At 65.7% G+C, this 21,535-nt stretch carries 20 protein-coding genes and 1 tRNA gene; 13 read left to right on the top strand and 8 right to left on the bottom strand.

What is annotated here, in order from left to right:
- A complete protein-coding gene (locus AC5JDC_RS22115; RefSeq protein ID WP_495844620.1) occupies positions 1 to 954 on the top strand; it encodes a sterol desaturase family protein in 954 nt (317 codons plus the stop codon).
- On the opposite strand, the gene AC5JDC_RS22110 is transcribed toward AC5JDC_RS22115, so the two are convergent.
- The 3 genes from AC5JDC_RS22110 to trmFO all read right to left on the bottom strand — a co-directional run bounded on the left by AC5JDC_RS22110 (position 955) and on the right by trmFO (position 3,059).
- Positions 955 to 1,221 (bottom strand): type II toxin-antitoxin system RelE/ParE family toxin, encoded by a 267-nt coding sequence (locus tag AC5JDC_RS22110; protein ID WP_495845052.1) that lies wholly within the window; start codon positions 1,219 to 1,221, stop codon positions 955 to 957.
- Positions 1,218 to 1,517: a ribbon-helix-helix domain-containing protein gene (locus AC5JDC_RS22105; protein WP_495844618.1), complete on the bottom strand. Its 300-nt coding sequence runs from the start codon at positions 1,515 to 1,517 to the stop codon at positions 1,218 to 1,220. The genes AC5JDC_RS22110 and AC5JDC_RS22105 overlap by 4 nt, the downstream gene beginning before the upstream one ends.
- A 117-nt stretch (positions 1,518 to 1,634) precedes the next feature.
- The gene (gene trmFO / locus AC5JDC_RS22100) at positions 1,635 to 3,059 is read right to left on the bottom strand and encodes a methylenetetrahydrofolate--tRNA-(uracil(54)-C(5))-methyltransferase (FADH(2)-oxidizing) TrmFO (RefSeq protein WP_495844616.1); all 1,425 of its coding nucleotides are present in this window, start codon (positions 3,057 to 3,059) and stop codon (positions 1,635 to 1,637) included.
- A 77-nt stretch (positions 3,060 to 3,136) separates the two neighbouring features.
- Here trmFO and AC5JDC_RS22095 point away from each other — a divergent pair, with 77 nt between their 5' ends.
- Positions 3,137 to 3,721 carry a hypothetical protein gene (locus AC5JDC_RS22095; protein WP_495844615.1) on the top strand — a complete coding sequence of 195 codons (585 nt, stop codon included), beginning with the start codon at positions 3,137 to 3,139 and terminating at the stop codon, positions 3,719 to 3,721.
- Positions 3,722 to 3,737: 16 nt separating this feature from the next.
- Here AC5JDC_RS22095 and AC5JDC_RS22090 read toward each other — a convergent pair whose 3' ends face one another.
- Complete coding sequence (locus AC5JDC_RS22090) at positions 3,738 to 4,691, bottom strand: aldo/keto reductase (protein ID WP_495844613.1); 954 nt, start codon at positions 4,689 to 4,691, stop codon at positions 3,738 to 3,740.
- A gap of 531 nt (positions 4,692 to 5,222) precedes the next feature.
- Positions 5,223 to 5,363 carry a DUF1127 domain-containing protein gene (locus AC5JDC_RS22085; RefSeq protein WP_106770191.1) on the bottom strand — a complete coding sequence of 47 codons (141 nt, stop codon included), beginning with the start codon at positions 5,361 to 5,363 and terminating at the stop codon, positions 5,223 to 5,225.
- A 235-nt stretch (positions 5,364 to 5,598) separates the two neighbouring features.
- Between AC5JDC_RS22085 and AC5JDC_RS22080 the strand changes: the two genes are divergently transcribed.
- Both AC5JDC_RS22080 and AC5JDC_RS22075 read left to right on the top strand, forming a co-directional pair.
- Entirely contained in the window at positions 5,599 to 6,702 is a 1,104-nt protein-coding gene (locus AC5JDC_RS22080; protein WP_495844611.1) for a DUF2157 domain-containing protein, read from the top strand.
- A complete protein-coding gene (locus tag AC5JDC_RS22075; RefSeq protein ID WP_495844609.1) occupies positions 6,699 to 7,280 on the top strand; it encodes a GDYXXLXY domain-containing protein in 582 nt (193 codons plus the stop codon). The genes AC5JDC_RS22080 and AC5JDC_RS22075 overlap by 4 nt, the downstream gene beginning before the upstream one ends.
- Positions 7,281 to 7,397: 117 nt before the next feature.
- Here AC5JDC_RS22075 and AC5JDC_RS22070 read toward each other — a convergent pair.
- Positions 7,398 to 7,482, bottom strand: a tRNA-Leu gene (locus tag AC5JDC_RS22070).
- Positions 7,483 to 7,834: 352 nt separating this feature from the next.
- Here AC5JDC_RS22070 and tig point away from each other — a divergent pair.
- The 9 genes from tig (at position 7,835) to AC5JDC_RS22025 (ending at position 19,397) form a co-directional block, all read left to right on the top strand.
- Complete coding sequence (gene tig, locus AC5JDC_RS22065; RefSeq protein WP_495845050.1) at positions 7,835 to 9,316, top strand: trigger factor; 1,482 nt, start codon at positions 7,835 to 7,837, stop codon at positions 9,314 to 9,316.
- Positions 9,317 to 9,539: 223 nt separating this feature from the next.
- Positions 9,540 to 10,058 carry a hypothetical protein gene (locus AC5JDC_RS22060; RefSeq protein WP_495844607.1) on the top strand — a complete coding sequence of 173 codons (519 nt, stop codon included), beginning with the start codon at positions 9,540 to 9,542 and terminating at the stop codon, positions 10,056 to 10,058.
- A 164-nt stretch (positions 10,059 to 10,222) separates the two neighbouring features.
- Positions 10,223 to 11,305, top strand: coding sequence for a recombinase RecA (gene recA, locus AC5JDC_RS22055; protein WP_106770187.1), 1,083 nt, complete (start codon positions 10,223 to 10,225; stop codon positions 11,303 to 11,305).
- 241 nt (positions 11,306 to 11,546) lie between these two features.
- Entirely contained in the window at positions 11,547 to 14,222 is a 2,676-nt protein-coding gene (gene alaS / locus AC5JDC_RS22050; protein WP_495844605.1) for an alanine--tRNA ligase, read from the top strand.
- A gap of 89 nt (positions 14,223 to 14,311) precedes the next feature.
- On the top strand, positions 14,312 to 15,274 hold the full coding sequence (locus AC5JDC_RS22045) for a class I SAM-dependent methyltransferase (RefSeq protein WP_495844603.1): 963 nt from the start codon (positions 14,312 to 14,314) through the stop codon (positions 15,272 to 15,274).
- Positions 15,275 to 15,695: 421 nt separating this feature from the next.
- A complete protein-coding gene (locus tag AC5JDC_RS22040; RefSeq protein WP_495844601.1) occupies positions 15,696 to 16,778 on the top strand; it encodes an LLM class flavin-dependent oxidoreductase in 1,083 nt (360 codons plus the stop codon).
- Between the two features lie 45 nt (positions 16,779 to 16,823).
- Positions 16,824 to 17,663 carry an ABC transporter permease subunit gene (locus AC5JDC_RS22035; RefSeq protein WP_495844599.1) on the top strand — a complete coding sequence of 280 codons (840 nt, stop codon included), beginning with the start codon at positions 16,824 to 16,826 and terminating at the stop codon, positions 17,661 to 17,663.
- A complete protein-coding gene (locus AC5JDC_RS22030) occupies positions 17,660 to 18,373 on the top strand; it encodes an ABC transporter ATP-binding protein (protein ID WP_495844596.1) in 714 nt (237 codons plus the stop codon). The genes AC5JDC_RS22035 and AC5JDC_RS22030 overlap by 4 nt, the downstream gene beginning before the upstream one ends.
- Before the next feature lie 28 nt (positions 18,374 to 18,401).
- Entirely contained in the window at positions 18,402 to 19,397 is a 996-nt protein-coding gene (locus AC5JDC_RS22025) for an NrtA/SsuA/CpmA family ABC transporter substrate-binding protein (protein WP_495844595.1), read from the top strand.
- A 166-nt stretch (positions 19,398 to 19,563) separates the two neighbouring features.
- Here the strand turns inward: AC5JDC_RS22025 and AC5JDC_RS22020 are convergent, their stop codons facing one another.
- Together AC5JDC_RS22020 and AC5JDC_RS22015 are read right to left on the bottom strand one after the other, a co-directional pair.
- A complete protein-coding gene (locus AC5JDC_RS22020) occupies positions 19,564 to 20,202 on the bottom strand; it encodes a glutathione S-transferase family protein (protein ID WP_495844593.1) in 639 nt (212 codons plus the stop codon).
- A gap of 100 nt (positions 20,203 to 20,302) precedes the next feature.
- Complete coding sequence (locus AC5JDC_RS22015) at positions 20,303 to 21,514, bottom strand: NADP-dependent isocitrate dehydrogenase (protein WP_495844591.1); 1,212 nt, start codon at positions 21,512 to 21,514, stop codon at positions 20,303 to 20,305.
- Between the last annotated feature and the right edge of the window lie 21 nt (positions 21,515 to 21,535).

Below are 21,535 nucleotides of genomic sequence, written 5' to 3'. Positions count from 1 at the left end.
ATGGAAAGCCACGAATTCCCCAATGTGACGGACTACGCGATCCCGTTTTTCGTCGCAGCCATGCTGATCGAGATATGGCTGGTTCGCACCGGCCGCGCCAAAGGCTCCTTCGAGACGCGCGACACGCTGACCAGCCTGGTGATGGGGACGGGCAACGTCGTTGCCGGACTGCTGCTCGGCGTCGTTTCCTATTCCGCCCTGCTCTGGGTCTGGCAGTTCCGCCTCTTCGACCTCGGCCTGTCGCTCTGGGTGTTCGCAGTCGCCTTCCTGATCGATGATCTGCGCTACTACTGGTATCACCGCATCGCCCATCGGGTGCGCTGGGTGTGGGCGGAGCATGTCAACCATCATTCCAGTCAGCATTACAACCTGTCGACGGCGCTGCGGCAAAGCTGGACGGGGCTGTTCACCGGCATGTTCGTGCTGCAGGCGCCGCTGGTCCTGCTCGGCTTCCATCCGGCGGTGATCGCTTTCGTCTATGGCTTCAATCTGGTCTGGCAGTTCTGGATCCACACCGAGACCATCGGCAAGCTGCCGCGCTGGTTCGAGTTCGTCATGAACACGCCGTCGCACCACCGCGTGCACCACGCGACCAACCCGCGTTATCTCGACGCCAACTATGCCGGCACGCTGATCGTCTGGGACAGGCTGTTCGGCACCTTCGTCGAGGAACTTGAGGAGGACCGCCCGCGCTACGGCATCGTGAAGAATCTCGGCACGTTCAACCCGCTGCGGGTCGCCTTCCACGAATATGTCGGCATTTTCAGGGACGTGTTTTTGCCGGGCCTGACGCTGCGCCAGCGCCTCGGCTATCTGTTCATGCCGCCCGGCTGGAGCCATGACGGCTCGCGCCAGACCTCGGAGAGCCTGAAACGGGCCTATGTGGAACGCAATCCGGCGGAGGCCGGAAGGCCGGGACTGCCGGGTAGGGCAGGCATCGAGCCGGCGGAATGATCAGTCGTCACCGGGATCCGGGTGCTCGCCGCGCAGGATGGCCTCGAAATCGCGGCCGCCATAGAACACATTGACGATGCTGACTCTGTCGCCGTCGATGACATAGGTGATCACTGCGGATCGCTCGAAAGGCCCTGTCCGCAGGCCCGGCGAAATATCGTCCCGCGCCCTGCCGCCACGCGGAACATCACCTATTCGATGACGCCGATCCCTGATCCGTTTTGCGAAGCGCCGAGCTGCCGCGGCGCTGCCCGACCCTCTCGTTATGTACTCGGCGATGCGGCGCAGATCATCCAGCGCGCTTCAACTCCACGCGCAGCCTTTGTATCATCCGCCGTCTCCCCCAGCCGGTCGATATGGTCCTCCAGCATCGCAAACGCTTCCTCGATCGGGATAGCGGGGCGAGGATCCTCAAGAGATGCCTTGGTTCGCTCCCTGATGGAAGCCATGCGCTCGGCATGCTCCTCGTCGTCGCGCTGCAAGGCGCGCAATGCCGCGCGGATCACCTCGCTAGCAGAGCCATAGGAGCCGTCCTCGACCTTTTCGCGGATCATCCGCGCCATGGCGGCGTAACGGTGACCGAGAGTTTTTCCGCATTTTCCATGGGGTGCGTTCCGACATGACTTTCACGAGTAGGATGATATCCTACTCGTGAAAGTCCGTCCAACAAGCCCGATCGGCTATTCGGCCGCCTGCGCCGCCGGAGCCAGTCCCAGCCAGGCCCGGCAATCGCGCAATGCGCGCGCCGACGTCGCCTTCTTCTTGGCGATCGACTTGTCCTTGCCGCGGAAACGACCCTCGAAGCTGTCCGGTTTGAGCTTCGTGCCGGGCTCCAGCGGCGGGAACAGGCCGAAATTGACGTTCATGGGCTGGAACGAGCGTTTGCCGGGCTCGTCGTCGGAGACGATGTGGCCGCCGGTGATGTGATTGAGCAGCGCGCCGAAGGCGGTGGTTGCCGGCGGCGGTGAAACAGGCCTGCCGAGACGCTGGGCGGCGGCGAAGCGGCCGGCCAGAAGGCCGATCGCGGCGCTCTCGACATAACCCTCGCAGCCGGTGATCTGGCCGGCGAAGCGCAGGCCTGGCCGGCCTTTCAATTGCAGCGTCGGGTCGAGCAGGGTCGGCGAGTTGATGTAGGTGTTGCGGTGCAGACCGCCCAGCCGCGCGAACTCGGCATTCTCCAGGCCGGGGATCGTGCGGAAGATGCGCACCTGCTCGCCATGCTTCAGCTTGGTCTGGAAACCGACCATGTTGTAGAGCGAACCCAGCGCGTTGTCCTGGCGCAACTGCACGACCGCATAGGCCTTCACCGTCGGGTTGTGCGCGTTGGTCAGCCCCATCGGCTTCATCGGCCCGTGCCGCAGCGTCTCCGGGCCGCGCTCGGCCATCACCTCGATCGGCAGGCAGCCGTCGAAATAGGGCGTGCCCTCCCACTGCTTGAACTCGGTTTTCTGGCCGTCGAGCAGCGCCTGGACAAAAGCCTCGTACTGGCCGCGGTCCATCGGGCAGTTGATGTAGTCCTTGCCGGTGCCGCCCGGCCCGACCTTGTCGTAGCGCGACTGGAACCAGCAGGTGTCCATGTCGATCGTGTCGAAATGCACGATCGGCGCGATGGCGTCGAAGAAGGCCAGCGCGTCGGCGCCGGTCTTTTGCGCGATCGCCTCGGCCAGCGACGGCGCGGTCAGCGGGCCGGTGGCGACGATCGCCTGGTCCCAGTCCTCCGGCGGCAGGCCGGTCACTTCCTCGCGCACGATGCTGATCAGCGGATGCGCCTCCAGCTTGGCCGTCACCGCGGCGGAGAACCCGTCGCGGTCGACCGCCAGCGCGCCGCCGGCCGGCACCTGGTTGGCGTCGCCGCTCGCCATGATCAGCGAGTTCGCCAGCCGCATCTCGGCATGCAGCAGGCCGACGGCATTGGTCTCGGCGTCGTCGGAGCGGAAGGAGTTGGAGCAGACCAGTTCGGCCAGCCCGTCGGTCTTGTGGGCGTCGGTGCCGCGCACCGGCCGCATCTCGTGCAGGATGACTGTCACGCCGGCCTGCGCCGCCTGCCAGGCGGCTTCCGAGCCGGCCAGCCCGCCGCCGATGATGTGGATGGGTTTCGTCGTCATGCCGGGGACATATGCCCGCGGGGCCGGGAAAGCAACGTTCCACGCACGGCTTGTAAGCGGGGGAAGCCGCCTCCATTATGTGGTCGATGGCGCTGGGCAAACGCATTTCCGTCGCAGGGGTGGTCGTGCTGTCGGCCATCGGCACGGTAGCCGTGAGTCATGCCGTCCCGCTGACCGTCTGCCATGGCTATTCATGCAGCTTCAGGACGCGGCTGGAATTGGGCCCGGGCGACCTCAAGGACATCGCATCCATCATGCGCGGCGGTGCGTCGTCGGTCGCGGCCGAGCGCCGCGCGATCTCGAAGGCCGTGCAATATTACGAGCGCAGGGCCACGGCGGCTGTGGGAATCCGGGATCGTGCGAAGGGCGATTTCTCTGGTGGCCGTGAACGCGGTCAGATGGATTGCATCGACGAATCCACCAACACGACCAGCCTGCTTGAACTGCTGGAGAGCCGGGGCATGCTGAGACACCATACCGTCCAGCGCAAAGTATCCCGCGGCTTCCTTGCCGACCGCCGCTATCCGCACTTCACCGCCGTGATTGCCGACAAGGCGGGTGAAAGATGGGTGGTGGACAGCTGGTACGAGCCGGCCGGCGGTGCGCCGGACATCATACCGCTGGCCCGCTGGCGAACTCGCGGCGTGTGGGGCGAACGTTAGATCAGGAGATGTCGCCCTAGGATGGTGCGCTTGCCCTGTCGAACTGCACGATGTCGTCGGGGTCGAGATCGAGGCTCACCGCCCTGATCAGGCTGTCCATCTGGTCCAGGGACGTCGCGCTGGCGATCGGCGCGGTCACGCCGGGACGCGCGATGACCCAGGCCAGCGCCACTTCGGCGGGCTGCGCGCCATGCTTCGCCGATACCGCGTCCAGCGCAGCGAGGATGGCGTAGCCGCGCGGGTTGAGATAGCCCGACACGCCGCCGCCGCGCGGGCTTTTGCCGAGGTCGGCCTCGCTCCGGTACTTTCCGGCGAGGAAGCCGCGCGCCAGGCTGAAATAGGTGATGACGCCGAGCCCCTCAGCGCTGGCAAGTTCGCTCAGCGCCCCGTCGAAGCTGCCGCGATCGTAGAGATTATATTCCGGCTGCAGCACTTCGTAGCGGGGCAGGCCTTGCGACTTCGCCACGTCGAGCGCCTCGCGCAACTGGCTGGCATCATGGTTGGAGGCGCCGATGGAGCGCACCTTGCCGGCCTTCAGCAGCTTGTCGTAGGCGCCGAGCGTCTCGGCATAGGGCGTCTCGGGATCGTGCCAGTGCGAGAGATAGACGTCGATGTGGTCGGTCCGCAGCCGCCGCAGCGAGGCCTCGACCTCCTCCAAAATCCATTTCGCCGACAGGTCCTTCCTGCCCTGGCCCATGTCGGACCCGACTTTCGTGATGACCACGACCTTGTCGCGGTTGCCGCGGCTCTTCATCCATTCGCCGATGATCGTCTCGGATTCGCCGCCGGAATTGCCGGGCACCCACCTGGAATAGGCATCGGCCGTGTCGATGGCATCGAGGCCGGCCTCGGCGAAGCGGTCGAGCAGGTCGAAGGAGGTCTTCTTGTCGGCGGTCCATCCGAAGACGTTGCCGCCGAGGACCAGGGGCGCAATCGAAATCCCGGTGCGGCCGAGTGCTCGCTTGTTCATGCCGATCTCCTAGGGATGAATAGGCGTTGATCCACGGGACATAGGTCACGCGCATGGATGATGCCAGGTGGTGCGGGAGAACTGTCGGTTGGGCCACGAAACACAACACCCGCCGGGGGAGGAGGTCCGGCGGGTGTCGCATAGGCCGGGCAGCGTTCGGGAGGAGGAGAAGGCTGCCCGTAGTCGCCGAACCCTGGGAGGAGGTAGGGCCGGCGATGTTCTTTTCGCATTTTAGCGGGTGCGAGGCCCGAGGTTTACAGCACCCGCCGGGGGAGGAGGTCCGGCGGGTGCCGCATAGGCCGGGCAGCGTTCGGGAGGAGGAGAAGGCTGCCCGTAGTCGCCGAACCCTGGGAGGAGGTAGGGCCGGCGATGTTCTTTTCGCATTTTAGCGGGTGCGAGGCCCGAGGTTTACAGCACCCGCCGGGGGAGGAGGTCCGGCGGGTGCCGTTTTGGTGGCCAGTCATCGGGAGGAGGATGAAGACTGGCCGTATCCGTCGGGACCGGGGAGGAGGTCGGTCCCGGCGAAATTGGTCAGATCGCCTTGCGCGCCACGTGGGGAATGTCGCTGCGGGTGAAGCCGAGATCGGAAAGGTCGCGGTTGGACAGGCGGCTCAGCTCGGAAACGGTCTCCCGGTAGCGGCGCCAGTTGCGATAGTTGCGGATCAGGTTCATGGTCGTTCTCGGTGCTTCTGTCGTTCGTCTCTTTTCTTCACGGTCCGAAAATAAGGGCGGGCCACCCGGATTAAAAGTGCCGATACCGCATGGCAGCAATGCGGTTTGTGCAATGCAACATTAATCGGTTTTAGCGGGTGCGGCGGCTCTGCGGCCGATTCGAGAATATGACGCGACGTCAAAAGCTTGCCGACTAAAACTAAAGTCGTAGGCGGTGCGACTGGGAGGGACGGGAATGGCGGGCTACGGGAAGCGTCTCCGGCGCGATGTGGAGCGCTGGATCGGCCTCGGACTGATCGACGCCTCGACCGGTGAGGCCCTGCTGGCGGATGCTGCGGCCAATGACCGGCGGTCGCTGAGCTTCGGCTCGGTGCTGCTGATGATGGCGGCACTGCTGTTCTGCGCTGCTCTGCTGCTGCTCGTCGCCGCCAACTGGGAGGCGCTGCCGCGGCTGGGGCGCGTCGGCCTGCTGTTCGCGCTCATTCTCGCCGGCTATCTCGGCGGCGCGCTGCTGAAGAACCGCGGCCATGGCGCATTCGCCGAGGGCGCATGGCTGATCGCGGCCACCGCTTTCGGCGGGGCGATCGCGCTGATCGGCCAGATGTATCACCTGTCCGGCGACGAGGAGGCGGCGATCCTCACCTGGTGCGCCGGCACGGCGCTGGCGGCGGTTGCCCTGCGCTCCGGCCCGCTGACGGTCGCGGCGGTCGGCATCGCCGCATGCTGGATGGTCACCGAAGGCTTCGACCTGTGGGGCCGTGGCGACCTGCCGCTTGCCTATCCGGCGCTGGCACTCGGGCTCTGGCTGGTCTCGCTGTGGAGCGGCAGCGTGGTGGCGCGCCATCTCCTTCTTCTGTCGCTGGTCGCCTACGCGGTGCTGCTCACCGGCGTGGCCGACGTGGCGGTGGTCGGGCTTTGCCTTGCCGCGGTGTCGGCGGTCGTCTTCGCCGTCTCCGTCCTGGCTGCCGAACCGATCGAGCGGCTGACCCGGCTCGACGGGCGGCTGCCGCTGCATGGGCTGATCGGCTTTCTGGTCGGCGCGGCCATGGTGCAGCTCGAACACTCCGACGACACTGCGCTGCTCGTCGTCTGCGCGCTCGTCGTGTTCGCGGCCATCGCCGCGGCGATCCTGCTCGCCGGACGCGACAGCCGCGGCCTGCGCTGGCTCGCCTATCTCGGTTTCTTTTGCGAACTCGCTTTCCTCTATGTCGCGACCGTGGGCACCATGCTCGATACGGCCAGCCTGTTCCTCGCCTCGGGTCTCGCGCTCGGCCTCGTCGCCTTTCTCATCATCCGCATCGAGCGTCGCCTGGGTGGCGGCGGGGAGGTGGCAGCATGATGCGCCCGAAACACCTTGTCCTCGCCGCGCTCGCTTTGGCGATCGTCCAGATCGGCTTCCTGTCCTGGATCATCCTTGCGCGCGCCGCGGTGCTGCGCGACGGCCGCGAGATACTGCTCAAGGTGGAGCCGGTCGACCCGCGCGACCTCCTGCGCGGCGATTATGTGCGGCTCGGCTACGAGATCTCCCGCATCCCCGTCGGCATGGTGGCGGACATGCCTGCCGACGGCACAGTCGCGGCCGGCGACATCCATGTACGTCTGCGCCGGCAAGCCGATGGATACTGGCAGGCAGCGTCGGCAAGGCTGGGCGGCGCGGCCGAACAGCCGGCCGGTGCGGAGGAGGTGGAACTGCGCGGCCGCGTCGCCCCGGCCTGGAACCTCGGGCCGGACGCGACGCTGTCTGTCGACTACGGCATGGAACGCTTCTACCTGCCGGAGGGCGAGGGGCGGCCGATCGAGCGCGACATGAACGTGCGAAGCTTCGGCATCGTGGCTGCCGTCGGCAACGACGGCACGCCGCAGATCAAGGCTTTGATGGACGGCGAGACGAAACTTTTCGAGGAGCCGCTATATTGAAGAATGCCGCGCCTCTCCGCGGAGAGGTCCAACCCAGGGGGTTGCAAGGGAGACGCCCGTCTGCTGGTCAGGCCGCCCTCATCGGAGCGGTGAGCGAACGCGCGCGAGATACGGATTTGGTGCGGATGAAGGGACTCGAACCCCCACGCCTTTCGGCACTGGAACCTAAATCCAGGGCGTCTACCAATTCCGCCACATCCGCGTCCGTCCGGCATTCCCACGCCGCTTCGTTTCTGTCAACGCGGCAGGCCGGCGTCGATTTCCCGTCAATGCCGACGTTTCGCCGGCCGCGGCCATGCGAAGAGAGTTGAAAAACCGCCCCTCCTATGACAAAAGGCGTCACAAAATTGACGGGATGTGACGGTCCGCTTCGGACGGGTTCGGTAAGAAGCAGGAAGAACAACGGCTTACCGACAGTCCTGGCGCGCAGAGAGAACATCTCCCCCCTGGTTCGACAGGGTCACGGTTTCTCCACACGCGACAGATTGCCGCCCGGCATGCAGAAATTCATGGACGCGAGCGGTCGCAGCCAGCGAGATGACAAAGGTTTGATGATGCAGGTTACCGAAACTCTGAATTCCGGCCTGAAGCGCGAGATCACCGTGACGGTGCCCGCCGGCGACATGGAATCGAAGCTGCTGGCGCGGCTCGAGACCGCCCGCGGCAAAGCCCGGATCAACGGCTTCCGCCCGGGCAAGGTGCCGCTTCAGCACCTGCGCAAGATGTACGGCAAATCCTTCATGGCCGAGGTGGTCAACGAGATTCTCTCGGACACGCCGCGCAACATCGTCGCCGAACGTGGCGAGAAGGCTGCCATGCAGCCCGAGATCACCATGACCGAGGACGAGAAGGAGGCGGAGAAGATTCTCGCGGGCGGCAGCGACTTCGAGTTCAAGCTCGCCTACGAAGTCATCCCGGCCTTCGAGATCAAGGATTTCTCCGGCATCTCCGTCACCCGCCCGGTCTACGACGTTCCGGAGGAGGAGATCGACGAGCAGGTCAAGCGCGTCGCCGAATCCGCCCGCAGCTACGAGCCGAAGGACGGCAAGGCCAAGGAAGGCGACCGCGTCACCATCGACTATGTCGGCAAGATCGGCGACGAAGCCTTCGCCGGCGGCAGTGGCACCGACCAGCCGCTGGTGCTCGGCTCCAAGGAGTTCATCCCGGGCTTCGAGGACCAGCTCGTCGGCGCCAAGGCCGGCGACGAGAAGAAGGTCACCGTGACCTTCCCGGAAAACTATTCCGCCGCCAATCTGGCCGGCAAGGAAGCGACCTTCGACGTCACCGTCAAGGAGATTGCCGCCCCCGGCGAGCTCGAGATCAACGACGAGACGGCCAAGAATCTCGGCCTGGAATCGCTCGAGCGCCTGCGCGAGATCGTGCGCGGCCAGATCGAGAGCCAGTTCGGCTCCATGACCCGCCAGAAGGTCAAGCGCCAGCTCCTCGACCAGCTCGACAAGGACTACTCCTTCGAGGCGCCGTCCAAGCTCGTCGAGGCCGAGTTCAACAACATCTGGGCCCAGGTCAACCGCGATCTCGAAGCCGCCGGCCGCACCTTCGCCGACGAGGAGACGACTGAGGAGGAGGCCCGCGCCGACTACATGAAGCTTGCGCAGCGCCGGGTGCGTCTCGGCCTGGTGCTCGCCGAGATCGGCGAGAAGGCCGGCGTCCAGGTCTCCGACGAGGAGCTGCAGCGGGCGCTGTTCGAGTTCATCCGCCGCTTCCCGGCCGATCAGCAGCAGGGCATCTACGAATATTATCGCGGCAATCCTTCGGCGCTGACCACGCTGCGCGCGCCGATCTTCGAGGAGAAGGTCGTCGATCACCTGCTCGGCCTGGTTTCCGTCACCGACAACAAGGTGAGCAAGGAAGAGCTGATGGCCGAGGACGACGAGGCCGACGCCAAGCCGGCCAAGGCCAAAAAGGCCAAGAAGGCGGAAAAGGCCGAGGCCGGCGCCGACGAGGCCGCCGAGGAGCCGAAGAAGAAGGCGCCGGCGAAGAAGAAGGCCGCCGCCAAGGACGCCGACGCGGAATAACGCCACGCCGTCCGAAATCATCCGCGAGGGCCGCTCTTCGGGGCGGCCTTTGTTTTTCGGAGCCTGTGGCGATCCGGCGCACGTCCGGGTACGGATAATCCGGTTTCCGGTCGGCGACCGCCGGCCCGTGGCGCGCAGCCGGCTTTCCGATAAGGCCTTGCTCTCGCGTCCGATCCCGTCAAAGTTGCGATCCAAAGGCGCGTATCGGCGGAAGAGGGCGGGGATGGCGTGGAGGCATGCGGCTGGATGGATATTTGCGGCGCTGGCAGTCGTCGCCCTGTCGGTGCCGCCGGCGGATGCGCAGCAGTTCGGCCGCTGGAAGATTTCGCGCGGGCAGGGAGCGGCCAGCGCCACGCTTTACAGCCTCAACACGCTGACGGCCGGAAACCGCACCATCGAATACCATCCCGCGCTGGTCGTTTCCTGCGAGACGCGCCGCTATCCGGTATGGCGCCAGGAGGTTCAGGTGCGCCGCGCCATCTCGGGGGAGGGTCGGACGGCCGTGACCATCCGACTCGACAATGGCGGCGCCTTTTCCGAGGAGTGGGCGCTGGTGAGCATGAGCCGGTCGCTGCGGCTCGACGGCGACCATGCGGTGGGCCGGTTGGCGCGCGCCAGGCGGCTCAACATGTCGTGGCGTTTCGGCGTCTTCTCCGGCAGGGGCGAGGCGGTGTTCGACGTCGCCGGAATCAGCGACACGCTCGTCGAACTGGCCGAGGCCTGCGGCACGCCGGTGCCCTAACGGCAGGGCGATGGGCCGCCATCCTGGAACGGGCGCGGAACGTTTTCTGCAAAGCTAAATTAAATCAAGATGTTGTCCATCTTGCAAAAATAGAACAAAAGAAGTACAAAGAGTCTGGGATATCGGCCCGCATGGCCTTCATAGACGATCAAGGGGTATGTATCATGGCGCAAAACACATTGCGGCTTGTTGAGGACAGATCGGTGGACAAATCAAAGGCTCTGGACGCGGCGCTGTCGCAGATCGAGCGCGCGTTCGGCAAGGGCTCGATCATGCGGCTCGGTGCCAACGAGCAGGTCGTTGAGATCGCGACGATCTCGACCGGCTCGCTCAGCCTCGACATTGCGCTCGGCGTCGGCGGGCTGCCGCGCGGCCGCATCATCGAGATCTACGGGCCGGAAAGCTCGGGCAAGACGACGCTGGCGCTGCACACGGTGGCGGAGGCCCAGAAGAAGGGCGGCATCTGCGCCTTCGTCGATGCCGAGCACGCGCTCGATCCGGTCTATGCCAGAAAGCTCGGCGTCGATCTGGAGAATCTGCTGATCTCGCAGCCGGATACCGGCGAGCAGGCGCTCGAGATCTGCGACACGCTGGTGCGCTCCGGCGCCATCGACGTGCTGGTCGTCGATTCGGTCGCGGCGCTCACGCCGCGCGCCGAGATCGAGGGTGAGATGGGCGACTCGCTGCCGGGCGCGCAGGCGCGGCTGATGAGCCAGGCGCTGCGCAAGCTCACCGCCACCATCTCGCGCTCCAACACCATGGTGATCTTCATCAACCAGATACGCATGAAGATCGGCGTGATGTTCGGCTCGCCCGAGACCACGACCGGCGGCAATGCCCTGAAATTCTACGCCTCGGTGCGCCTCGACATCCGCCGCATCGGCTCGGTCAAGGACCGCGACGAGGTTGTCGGCAACCAGACCAGGGTGAAGGTCGTCAAGAACAAGCTCGCGCCGCCCTTCAAGCAGGTCGAGTTCGACATCATGTATGGCGAGGGCGTTTCCAAGACCGGCGAACTGGTCGATCTCGGCGTCAAGGCCGGCGTCGTCGAGAAGTCGGGCGCCTGGTTCTCCTACAACTCCCAGCGTCTCGGCCAGGGTCGGGAGAATGCGAAGCTGTTCCTGCGCGACAATCCCGAGACGGCGCGTGAGATCGAGATGGCGCTGCGCCAGAACGCCGGGCTGATCGCCGAGCGTCTTCTCCAGAACGGCTCGGACGGCGGCTTCGACGACGCCGCGGAGATGTAAGCCGGCTACTTCCCCTGCATTTGTCTGATCCAGGCCGCCGGCAGCAGTGCCGGCGGCTTTTGCGTTTGAGGGAATAGACGGTTGAAGCAAGGGAACAAGCCGGCGGAACGGCGCAGGATTGGCGCGCGGGTGGCGGTGTCGCCGGATGCCGCGCCGTTCCGCTCCCCGTGGACAGGGTTCGGCGCTGCCGCTAAAAGGCCGTACCCATTTTTCCCGGGCGGGATCAAGCAAAGGCAGTGATATGAGTGGCGTTAACGAGATCCGGTCGACCTTCCTCGACTATTTTGGGAAGAACGGTCACGAGATCGTCGCCTCCAGCCCGCTCGTGCCGCGCAACGATCCGACGCTGATGTTCACCAATGCCGGCATGGTGCAGTTCAAGAACGTCTTTACCGGACTGGAGAAACGCGCCTATGCCCGCGCCACCACCTCGCAGAAATGCGTGCGCGCCGGCGGCAAGCACAATGATCTCGACAATGTCGGCTACACCGCCCGTCATCTCACCTTCTTCGAGATGCTCGGCAATTTTTCCTTCGGCGATTATTTCAAGGAGCGCGCCATCGAGCTCGCCTGGACCCTGATCACCAGGGATTTCGGCCTGCCCAGGGACAAGCTGCTGGTCACCGTCTATCACACCGACGATCAGGCTGCCGATCTGTGGAAGAAGATCGCCGGCTTTTCGGACGACCGCATCATCCGCATCCCGACTTCCGACAATTTCTGGGCGATGGGCGATACCGGCCCCTGCGGGCCGTGCTCGGAGATTTTCATCGATCGCGGCGAGCATATCTGGGGCGGCCCTCCCGGCAGCCCGGAAGAGGATGGTGACCGCTTCCTCGAATTCTGGAACCTGGTCTTCATGCAGTATGAGCAGGTGACGAAGGAAGAACGCATCGATCTGCCGAGGCCGTCCATCGACACCGGCATGGGCCTGGAGCGCATGGCCTCGATCCTGCAAGGCGTCGACAGCGTTTTTGAGACCGACCTGTTCCGCACCCTGATCGACGCCACTGCGTCGGCGCTCGGACGCGGGCCGGACAAGGACAGCGTTGCCTCGTTCCGCGTGATCGCCGACCATCTGCGCTCGTCCTGCTTTCTGATCGCCGATGGGGTTTTGCCGTCGAACGAGGGCAGGGGTTATGTGCTGCGCCGCATCATGCGCCGCGCCATGCGCCATGGGCAATTGCTGGGTGCCGGCGAGCCGTTGATGTGGAAGCTGGTTCCGGCGCTGGTGCGCGAGATGGGCCAGGCCTATCCCGAACTGGTGCGCGGTCAGGCGCTGATCACCGAGACTCTGAAGCTGGAGGAGACGCGCTTCCGCAAGACGCTGGCGCGCGGCATCGGCCTGCTCGAAGACGCGACGGCCACTCTCGGCCCGGGCGACATGCTCGATGGCGAGACGGCCTTCAAGCTCTACGATACCTATGGTTTTCCGCTGGATTTGACGCAGGATGCGCTGCGTCAGCGCAATATTTCCGTCAATCTCGACGGTTTTCAGGATGCGATGGCGCGGCAGAAGGCCGAAGCCCGCAAGAGCTGGGCGGGGTCCGGCGAGGCGGCGACGGAAGTCGTCTGGTTCGGCGTGCGTGAACGAACCGGAGCCACCGAGTTTCTGGGCTACGACACCGAACAGGCCGAGGGCGTCGTGGCTGCGCTGGTCAAGGACGGCGTGCCGGTGGAGAGCGCAGCGGTCGGCGAGACGGTCGGGCTGGTCGCCAATCAGACGCCGTTCTACGGCGAATCCGGCGGACAGGTCGGCGATACCGGCACGATTGAAGGCGAGGGCTTCCGCTTCTACGTGACCGACACGCAGAAGAAGGGCGACGGCCTGTTCGTGCATTTCGGCAAGGTGGCGGAAGGCACGGTCAAGGTCGGGGCCGCCGTCGTGCTCGAGGTCGACCACGCCCGCCGCACGGCGCTGCGCTCCAACCATTCCGCCACACATCTCATCCACGAGGCGCTGCGCGAGGTCCTCGGAACCCATGTGGCCCAGAAGGGATCCCTGGTTGCGCCCGACCGGCTGCGCTTCGACATCTCGCACAACAAGCCGATTTCGCTCGAAGAACTCGAACAGGTCGAGCATATGGCCAACGAGATCGTCGTGCAGAACAGTCCGGTCACGACGCGGCTGATGTCGGTCGACGACGCGATCGCCGAGGGCGCGATGGCGCTGTTCGGCGAGAAATACGGCGACGAAGTCCGTGTCGTGTCGATGGGCACGGGTCTGCACGGCGCCAAGGCCAACCGGCCCTATTCGGTCGAACTGTGCGGCGGCACGCATGTCCGCTCGACCGGGGACATCGGTCTTGTCCGCATTCTCTCCGACAGTGCCGTCGCGGCCGGCGTGCGCCGCATCGAGGCGCTGACCGGCGAGGCGGCGCGAATGCACCTGGACGAGCAGGACCGCCGGCTGAAGGCGATCGCAGCGACCCTCAAGGTCTCGCCCGCCGACGCGCTGTCGCGCGTCGAGGCGCTGGTCGAGGAGCGCAGGAAGCTGGAGCGCGATCTGATCGATGCCAGGAAGAAGCTGGCGATGAGCGGCGGAGACGCCGCCGGCGGACAGGCGCGGACAGAGGCGATCGGCGGCGTGCAGGTGATGACGCGGCTTGTCGACGGCATACCGGCCCGCGAGGTCAAAGGACTGGTCGACGAAGCGAAACGGTCGCTCGGCTCGGGAATCGTGGTCTTCGCCGGCCGCTCCGAGGAAGGCAAAGGTTATGTGGTGGTCGGCGTGACCGATGACCTGGCGAAGGACTTCGACGCAGCCGAGATGGTTCGCGCGGCTGCACTGGCTGCCGGCGGCCAGGGCGGCGGTGGCAGGCGGGACATGGCGCAGGGCGGCTTCCCGGATGGCGGGCAATCGGCGGCGGTTTTCCCGGCTGTGGCCGCCGTCGTGCGGCAGAAGGCGGCGGCGTAGCGTCGGGGGTGCGTCCAGGCTCGGGCGGTTGGACTAGGCGCGGCCGAGAGAGACTCGCGAAAGCCACGGCAAGCTGATCGTGAGAAAAAATGCCGGGGAGGGCTTGTCTGATGAAGCCGACGGAGGTGCCGAAAGGTCCCTGGTTTCACGCGATCGATTTTCGTCCGCACCTGGATTTTGTCAGCCGCGGCCGCTTTGCCGCCTCGGTGCCGCCGAACCATACGCTGTTCGGCCTCTATGAACTGCTGAAACATGTCGATGTCGCCGGCGCCGATTGCCTCGACATAGGCACGATGGACGGCATCGCTGCTTTCATCGTGCGGGCGCGCGGGGCAAGTTCGATGCTTGCCACCGACGTCGCGGCGCGCGAGACGTTCGCCTTCGCCAACAGAACCTTGGGACTGGACGTCGACTACCGGACCGACATCGATCTGAGCAACATCGTCGACAGGCTTGCGGATCGCCGCTTCGATGTCGTGCTGATGTGCGGGGTCCTTTATCATGTTTTCGATCCGCTTCAGGCCGTCGGCACCTTGCGACGACTGACCCGGCTGAATGGCCTGGCCTTGGTCGAGACGCATTACCTGGCCGATGAGCGGCGCCCGATCATGCTGTTCAATCCGGGCGACGATGAGCCGATAACGACCGAGAATTTCTTCTGGAGGGCAAGCGCGTCCTGCCTGGAGGCGATGTTCCGGCTCTGCTGTTTCCAGGTCCTGGCGAAGGTCGACACCGGCCGGCGGATCACCTATCTGCTGCGGGCCGCCAGGCCTTCCGCCATGACCGAGGCAAACGCCCAGACGCGAAAAATCCACAAGCGCTTCATGACGCTTGCGCACTACCGCGAAAACATCGACTTCACATGGCTCGAGGCGGACGAGGACATGGCCGCGGAACGAATCCTCCCCGGTCTGAAAAACCTTCAGACGATCAACATACGGACCTATGTCCCGTCCGTGCCCTTCCAGCCAAAATGGCAGGCGCCGCCGCCGCGGGAAGAACCGAAGCCGGTCAAGAAAAGGCCTCTTTGGGCATCCTGGCGAAGAGGCTGACCGAATTCGAAGAAATGCCCGCCGGCGCCAGGCCGACGGCCGGCTGGGGTCCCGGATTCGGCCGGCCCGGAGCTTTCGGGCGGGGCCGCGCCGCCGACGGGCGCCGTTCTCGGCCTACTCTCCGCATTTCTTTGCGGAACGCTGAAATTCTTCATCCGGCCTCCCTGATCGGGAGGCATTTCAATCTCCGACTGTCCCGATCCTCCCGCGCTTTTTTTCGCCGAAAGCGGTAAACTTGGTATTCGAAACCATCAGCGCCTCGTCAATTCCATATAATCTATAGACTAAGAACTTTCTTTGGTCGGGAGGCGAGTTTGTCACGGATTCCGAACGGTGGCGGGTGGCCTGCGCAGGCGGCGGCCGTTGAACCTGCCGCTCGCTCGCGCGAGGGTTCGCATCGGCGCCCCGCCCGGTATGCGGCATGACCGGCAGGCGTATCCGCTTCGGCGTATGGGCACCGGTTCACGGCCCGCGCGCGGCGCTGCGGGACCCGCGGGAGCCGTTCGACGCCTCGTGGGAGCACAACAAGGCCGTAGTGCTCGAAGCCGAGAAACTGGGCTTCGATTCGACCCTCATCGCCCAGCATACGGTCAATCCGCATCTTCCCGACCACGATCAGCTCGAGGCCTGGGCGGCAGCGGCGGCCCTGGCGGCGCTCACCAGCCGCATCGAGATCATCGCGGCGATCAAACCCTACATCCTCCACCCGGTGTTCCTGGCCAAGATGGCCCTGCAGATCGAGAACATCAGCGGCGGCCGTTTCGGCATCAACCTCGTCAATGCCTGGAACAAGTCCGAATTCGAGAAGGCCGGCATCGCCTTCGGCGAGCATGACGGGCGCTATGGTTATGGGCGGGAATGGCTCTCCGTCGTGTCTCGGCTCGTGTCGGGCGAAAGCGTCTCGCACCGAGGGGAGCATTTTGCCATCAGCGACTACAGGCTGACGCCGAAGGATCTTCATCGGCAGCGGCCGGCAATCTATATCGGCGGGGAGTCCGAGCCGGCGCGGGCGCTCGTCGCCGAGCAGGGCGACGTCTGGTTCATCAACGGCCAGCCGCTTGCCGACGTCACCGGGCTGGTCGCCGATCTGCGCCGCCGCCCGCGTGCCGGCGCACCGCTGCGCTTCGGCCTGTCGGCCTTCGTCATCGCCCGTCAAACCGAAGACGAGGCGCGGCAGGAAGAAGGGCGCCTGCTGGCGCTGGCCGCCGCGGCGGGCGACGTGCAGGCGCTGCAGGGAAGCAACGCCGATCCCAAGGCCGCCATGTTCCAGACCATGGCGAAATCGGCGCGGCTCGGCACCAATGGCGGAACCGCGGCCGGGCTGGTCGGCTCCTACGAGCAGGTGAGCGAGCGCATCGTCGCTTTCCATCGTGCCGGGATCGAGCTGTTCATGCTGCAGTTCCAGCCGCTGCGCGCCGAGATGCGGCGCTTCGCCGACGAGATTTTTCCGCGCGTGCGCGCCCTGGAAGCGGGTTCGGCCGCTCGTGCTCTGTCCGATGCATAGCGGCGGGGAGCGGCTGTGCCGCTGCCGGACGAGAAAGGATATGCGATGAGTTCGACCCTGCAGATCGTCGCCGAGGGCACAAGCTATGCGCCTGTTCCGTCGGCCCGGATCAGGCTCGGCAAGAATGCGCTGCTGCTGATCTCGTGGCTGGTGCCCGCGGCTCTGCTGGTGCTGTGGGAGGTGCTGGCGCACTCCGGCTCGATCGAGCCGCATGTCATGCCGGCACCGAGCAAGGTGCTCGCGACCGCCTACAATCTCACCGTGTCGGGCACGCTGCTGCACGACCTGTCGGTCAGCCTGCTGCGGGCGGCGATCGGCTTCGCCATCGGCGGCGGCATCGGCTTCGCGCTCGGCATACTGGTGGGCCTGTCGCGGCTCGCCGAAGCCGTCGTCGACCGCACCGTGCAGATGGTCCGCGCCATTCCGTTCCTGGCGCTGCTGCCGCTGGTCATCGTCTGGTTCGGCGTGGGCGAAGCGCAGAAGATATTCTTGGTCGCGCTCGGCGTCGCCTTTCCGATCTACATCAACACCACGCTCGGCATCCGCCAGGTCGATCCGAAGCTGATCGAACTCGGCCGGGTCCAGGGCCTGGGCACCTGGGAACTCATCCGCCGCATCATCCTGCCCGGCGCCATGCCGTCCATCCTGACCGGCGTGCGCTTCTCGCTGGCGACGGCCTGGCTGGCATTGGTCGTGGCCGAGACGATCGGGGCGCAGGCCGGGCTCGGCTTTCTCGCCATGGACGCCCGCGAATTCCTGCGCACCGACATCATCGTGCTGGCGATCGTCATCTACGCGCTGATCGGGGTCGGCGCCGACAGCCTTGCCAGGCTGCTCGAGCGGCGCCTGCTCAAGTGGCATCCCAACTACGGAGCCAGGCCATGAGCCGGCAGCCTTCCGCATTCCACAAGAGTGCCGTCGTCGTCTCCAACCTGCGTCGCGCCTATGGCGACAGGATCGTCATCGACCGCCTGAACCTGCGCATCGGCGAGGGTGAGTTCGTGGCGCTGCTGGGCGAAAGCGGCTGCGGCAAGACCACGCTGCTGCGCGCTCTGGCCGGCCTCGACCCGATCCAGGGCGGCAGCGTCGAGGTTCCCGGGCGCCCGGCCGTTGTGTTCCAGGAGCACAGGCTGCTGCCGTGGGACACGCTGTGGCGCAACGTTACGCTCGGCCTGCGCGCCGCCGATGCGCGGGAACGGGCCGCCGCAGCCCTCGGCGAGGTCGGCCTCGGCGACCGGCTGGACGACTGGCCGCGCAACCTGTCGGGCGGCCAGGCGCAGCGCGTGGCGCTGGCGCGGGCGCTGGTGCAGGAGCCGAAGCTGCTGCTGCTCGACGAGCCCTTCGCGGCGCTCGACGCCCTGACCCGCATCCGCATGCACGGGCTCGTCAAGGACCTGGTCGCCCGCCACCACCCCGGTGCGCTGCTGGTCACGCACGATGTCGACGAGGCGATCAGGCTCGCCGACCGCATTCTGGTCATGCGCAAGGGCGTGATCGCGGACGAGCACCGGCCCTCCGCCGAAAAGGACGCGTCGGCGCTGCGCGCCGATCTGCTGCGCGCGCTCGGCGTCGGGTCCGAGCGCGAAGCCGCCTAGCTGCCACGTCAATCAAGGAAACATTTTGATGTCCGCTTCCCTTCTCAAGCCGTCCCGCCGCTCTTTCCTCGCCACGTCGCTTGCCGGGCTCGGCGCACTCGGCCTGGCCGGGGGTGCCCCAGCCCGCGTCTCCGGTCGCAAGACCGACACGCTGCGGCTGACCTGGGGCTATTTCGGCCTGACCTACATCGCCAGGGAGCGTGGCGAGCTCGAGAAGCGCCTCGCCGGCGAGGGCATCAAGGTCGAGTGGGTAGGCCCGTTCCCCAACCACGCGCCGACCATGCAGGCGGTCACCGGCGGCACCGCCGACTACGCCTTCGGCGGCAGCACGACGCCGGCGCTGGCCGCCATCCTGGCCGGATCGCCTCTCGTCTTCACCCAGTTCTTCATCTACGAGCCGCGCACCACTGCAATCATCGCCAGGAAGAGCTCCGGCATCGCCACCGTCGAGGATCTCGTCGGCAAGTCGGTGGCGGTCAATCGCTCGGGCCTCGGCGAGTTCCTGGTGGTCGCCGCGCTGGAGAAGCACAATATCGACCGCTCGCAGGTCAGCTTCGTCTACCTCAACCCGCCTGACGCCGCGCCGGCGCTGGCGGCGGGCAAGGTCGACGCCTGGTCGATGTGGAGCCCCGGCGTCGACATCGCGCGCGTCGAATACGATGCGCAGGACGTGTTTCTCGAAGAGCGCGACCTGCCGTTCCAGATCGACTTCAACACCTATCCGACCCGCCGCGACTTCGTCGCCGACAATCCCGACCTCGTGCGCGCCTTCAACGCCGCCATCGTCGCCGAGGCCGAATGGGCGAGCGCCAACAATGTCGAGGCCGAGGAGATCGCCTACAAGGGCCTGAACTATCCGCAGGCGGTCCGCGACCATTTCATTACGCTGAAGCGGAAATACACCGCCTATTCGGTGACCGACGAGGCGTTCCTGGAAAAATTCCAGAGCGCCGCCGACTGGCTGAGCGAGCGCAAGGTTTTGCCGGAGAAGATCGAGGTCGCGAAGCACGTCGCCGCGGTGTGAAATTGGTTCCTGCCGGCGCTTCTCCAGTCCGGGTTCCTCGCCACCACGAAGTGGGGGAGCGGTGGCGCCCGCAGGGCGAGACGGAGAGGGGGCGGCGGCACGCCAACGCTCGGCGACAGCGCTACGGCCAGAGTTCAGCACTCGCCGTATCGGAGCGCCTCACCGGTCAGCTCGTCGGCTCGGTCCCGCGATAGCTAGGGCGCTGCCGCATGCGCTCCCACCACGCGGTGAGCGCCGGATGGCCGGCAAGCAGCGCCTGCGCCGCCGCCGCTTTGGTGAAATAGCCGAACACCGGCGCGAGATGCAGGTCGGCGAGAGAAAGCGTGTCGCCCAGAAACCAGTCGCCGTCGCGCTTCAGCCGCGCCAGCTCGGCCAGGCAGGTGAGGGCGACCGGCAGCGCGCTGGCGACCAGCGCTTCGTCGGTCCGCGCGCCCTGCGCCGGCTTGGACACCGTCTCGACATAGATGTTCCAGACCAGCGTGCGGTAGGCGTAGGCATCGACGATGCCGACGACCTGGTTCATCGTGGCCCGGAGCTTGGCATCAGCCGGCTGCAGCGCCGGGCCGGCAAAAGCCTCGTCGACATAGCGGCTGATCGCGCTGGTTTCGTAAAGCGCGAAGCCGCCATGCTCGAACGCCGGGATGCGCCCGAAGGGCTGGTGCCGCCCGTACCATTCCGGCGGCCCGCCCGTGGCGAACACGTCCACCGGCACAAGCTCGTAGTCGACCTGCTTTTCGGCGAGCGCCAGCCGCACGATGCGCACGTAGACGCTGTAGTCGGCGCCGTAGAGGGTTGGCTCGCTCATGGCCCGCGGAACCCGATGCTTGCCGTGTTGTACCGTCCGGGCGCCGTCTGACCTTCGCCGCGCCGGCGGCGCGACGAAGGCAACAGCGCCGATGGGCTCGTCACCCCATCGCCTTCTGCAGATTCTCGTCGATCTTGTCGAGGAAGCCCGTGGTGGAGAGCCACGGCTGGTCGGGGCCGATCAGCAGCGACAGGTCCTTGGTCATGTAGCCGCTCTCGACGGTCTGCACGCAGACCTTTTCCAGCGTGTCGGCGAAGCGCTTCAGCTCGGCATTGTCGTCGAGCTGTGCGCGGTGCGCCAGGCCGCGGGTCCAGGCGAAGATCGAGGCGATCGAGTTGGTCGAGGTCTCCTCGCCCTTCTGGTGCTGGCGGTAGTGGCGGGTCACGGTGCCGTGCGCGGCCTCGGCTTCCACGGTCCTGCCGTCCGGCGTCATCAGCACCGAGGTCATCAAGCCAAGCGAGCCGAAACCCTGCGCCACCGTGTCGGACTGCACGTCGCCGTCATAGTTCTTGCAGGCCCAGACATAGCCGCCCGACCATTTCAGGCTGGAGGCGACCATGTCGTCGATCAGCCGGTGCTCGTACCAGATCTTCTTTTCCTTGAAGGCGGCCTCGAACTCCTGCTCGTAGACCTCCTGGAAGATGTCCTTGAAGCGGCCGTCATAGGCCTTCAGGATCGTGTTCTTGGTCGACAGGTAGACCGGATAGCCGCGCAGCAGGCCGTAGTTGAGGGAGGCGCGCGCGAATTCGCGGATCGATTCGTCGAGGTTGTACATGGCCATCGCCACGCCGGAGGACGGCGCGTCGAACACGTCGTGCTCGATCACTTTTCCATCCTCGCCGACGAATTTTATCGACAGCTTGCCCTTGCCCGGGAAGAGGAAGTCGGTGGCCTTGTACTGGTCGCCGAAGGCGTGGCGGCCGACGATGATCGGCTTGGTCCAGCCCGGCACCAGCCGCGGCACGTTCTTCATGATGATAGGCTCGCGGAAGATGACGCCGCCGAGGATGTTGCGGATGGTGCCGTTGGGGCTCTTCCACATCTTCTTCAGCTTGAACTCCTCGACGCGCGTCTCGTCGGGCGTGATGGTGGCGCATTTGACGCCGACGCCGTGCTTCTTGATGGCGTTGGCTGCGTCGACGGTCACCTGGTCGTTGGTGGCGTCGCGATGCTCGACGCCGAGGTCGTAATAATCAAGCTTGAGGTCGAGATAGGGGTGGATCAGCTTGTCCTTGATGAACTGCCAGATGATGCGGGTCATCTCGTCGCCGTCGAGCTCGACGACGGGGTTTGCCACCTTGATCTTCGCCATGAAAAGCCTCGTGTTGGGAAA

It is taken from the genome of Kumtagia sp. (assembly GCF_059502445.1).
Note: the sequence above shows the minus strand (reverse complement) of the source record. Positions and strands in the feature narration are given on the sequence as shown.

Excerpts from the sequence above, each read along its gene's own strand:
- AC5JDC_RS22020 (WP_495844593.1), bottom strand. The coding sequence starts at position 20,202 with ATGAGCGAGCCAACCCTCTACGGCGCCGACTACAGCGTCTACGTGCGC.
- AC5JDC_RS22040 (WP_495844601.1), top strand. The coding sequence starts at position 15,696 with ATGACCGGCAGGCGTATCCGCTTCGGCGTATGGGCACCGGTTCACGGC.
- AC5JDC_RS22080 (WP_495844611.1), top strand. The coding sequence starts at position 5,599 with ATGGCGGGCTACGGGAAGCGTCTCCGGCGCGATGTGGAGCGCTGGATC.
- AC5JDC_RS22045 (WP_495844603.1), top strand. The coding sequence starts at position 14,312 with ATGCCGGGGAGGGCTTGTCTGATGAAGCCGACGGAGGTGCCGAAAGGT.
- AC5JDC_RS22115 (WP_495844620.1), top strand. The coding sequence starts at position 1 with ATGGAAAGCCACGAATTCCCCAATGTGACGGACTACGCGATCCCGTTT.
- AC5JDC_RS22030 (WP_495844596.1), top strand. The coding sequence starts at position 17,660 with ATGAGCCGGCAGCCTTCCGCATTCCACAAGAGTGCCGTCGTCGTCTCC.
- recA (WP_106770187.1), top strand. The coding sequence starts at position 10,223 with ATGGCGCAAAACACATTGCGGCTTGTTGAGGACAGATCGGTGGACAAA.
- AC5JDC_RS22035 (WP_495844599.1), top strand. The coding sequence starts at position 16,824 with ATGAGTTCGACCCTGCAGATCGTCGCCGAGGGCACAAGCTATGCGCCT.
- alaS (WP_495844605.1), top strand. The coding sequence starts at position 11,547 with ATGAGTGGCGTTAACGAGATCCGGTCGACCTTCCTCGACTATTTTGGG.
- AC5JDC_RS22085 (WP_106770191.1), bottom strand. The coding sequence starts at position 5,363 with ATGAACCTGATCCGCAACTATCGCAACTGGCGCCGCTACCGGGAGACC.
- AC5JDC_RS22060 (WP_495844607.1), top strand. The coding sequence starts at position 9,540 with ATGGCGTGGAGGCATGCGGCTGGATGGATATTTGCGGCGCTGGCAGTC.
- AC5JDC_RS22025 (WP_495844595.1), top strand. The coding sequence starts at position 18,402 with ATGTCCGCTTCCCTTCTCAAGCCGTCCCGCCGCTCTTTCCTCGCCACG.
- AC5JDC_RS22095 (WP_495844615.1), top strand. The coding sequence starts at position 3,137 with ATGTGGTCGATGGCGCTGGGCAAACGCATTTCCGTCGCAGGGGTGGTC.
- AC5JDC_RS22015 (WP_495844591.1), bottom strand. The coding sequence starts at position 21,514 with ATGGCGAAGATCAAGGTGGCAAACCCCGTCGTCGAGCTCGACGGCGAC.
- trmFO (WP_495844616.1), bottom strand. The coding sequence starts at position 3,059 with ATGACGACGAAACCCATCCACATCATCGGCGGCGGGCTGGCCGGCTCG.
- AC5JDC_RS22090 (WP_495844613.1), bottom strand. The coding sequence starts at position 4,691 with ATGAACAAGCGAGCACTCGGCCGCACCGGGATTTCGATTGCGCCCCTG.
- AC5JDC_RS22075 (WP_495844609.1), top strand. The coding sequence starts at position 6,699 with ATGATGCGCCCGAAACACCTTGTCCTCGCCGCGCTCGCTTTGGCGATC.
- AC5JDC_RS22105 (WP_495844618.1), bottom strand. The coding sequence starts at position 1,517 with ATGGCGCGGATGATCCGCGAAAAGGTCGAGGACGGCTCCTATGGCTCT.
- tig (WP_495845050.1), top strand. The coding sequence starts at position 7,835 with ATGCAGGTTACCGAAACTCTGAATTCCGGCCTGAAGCGCGAGATCACC.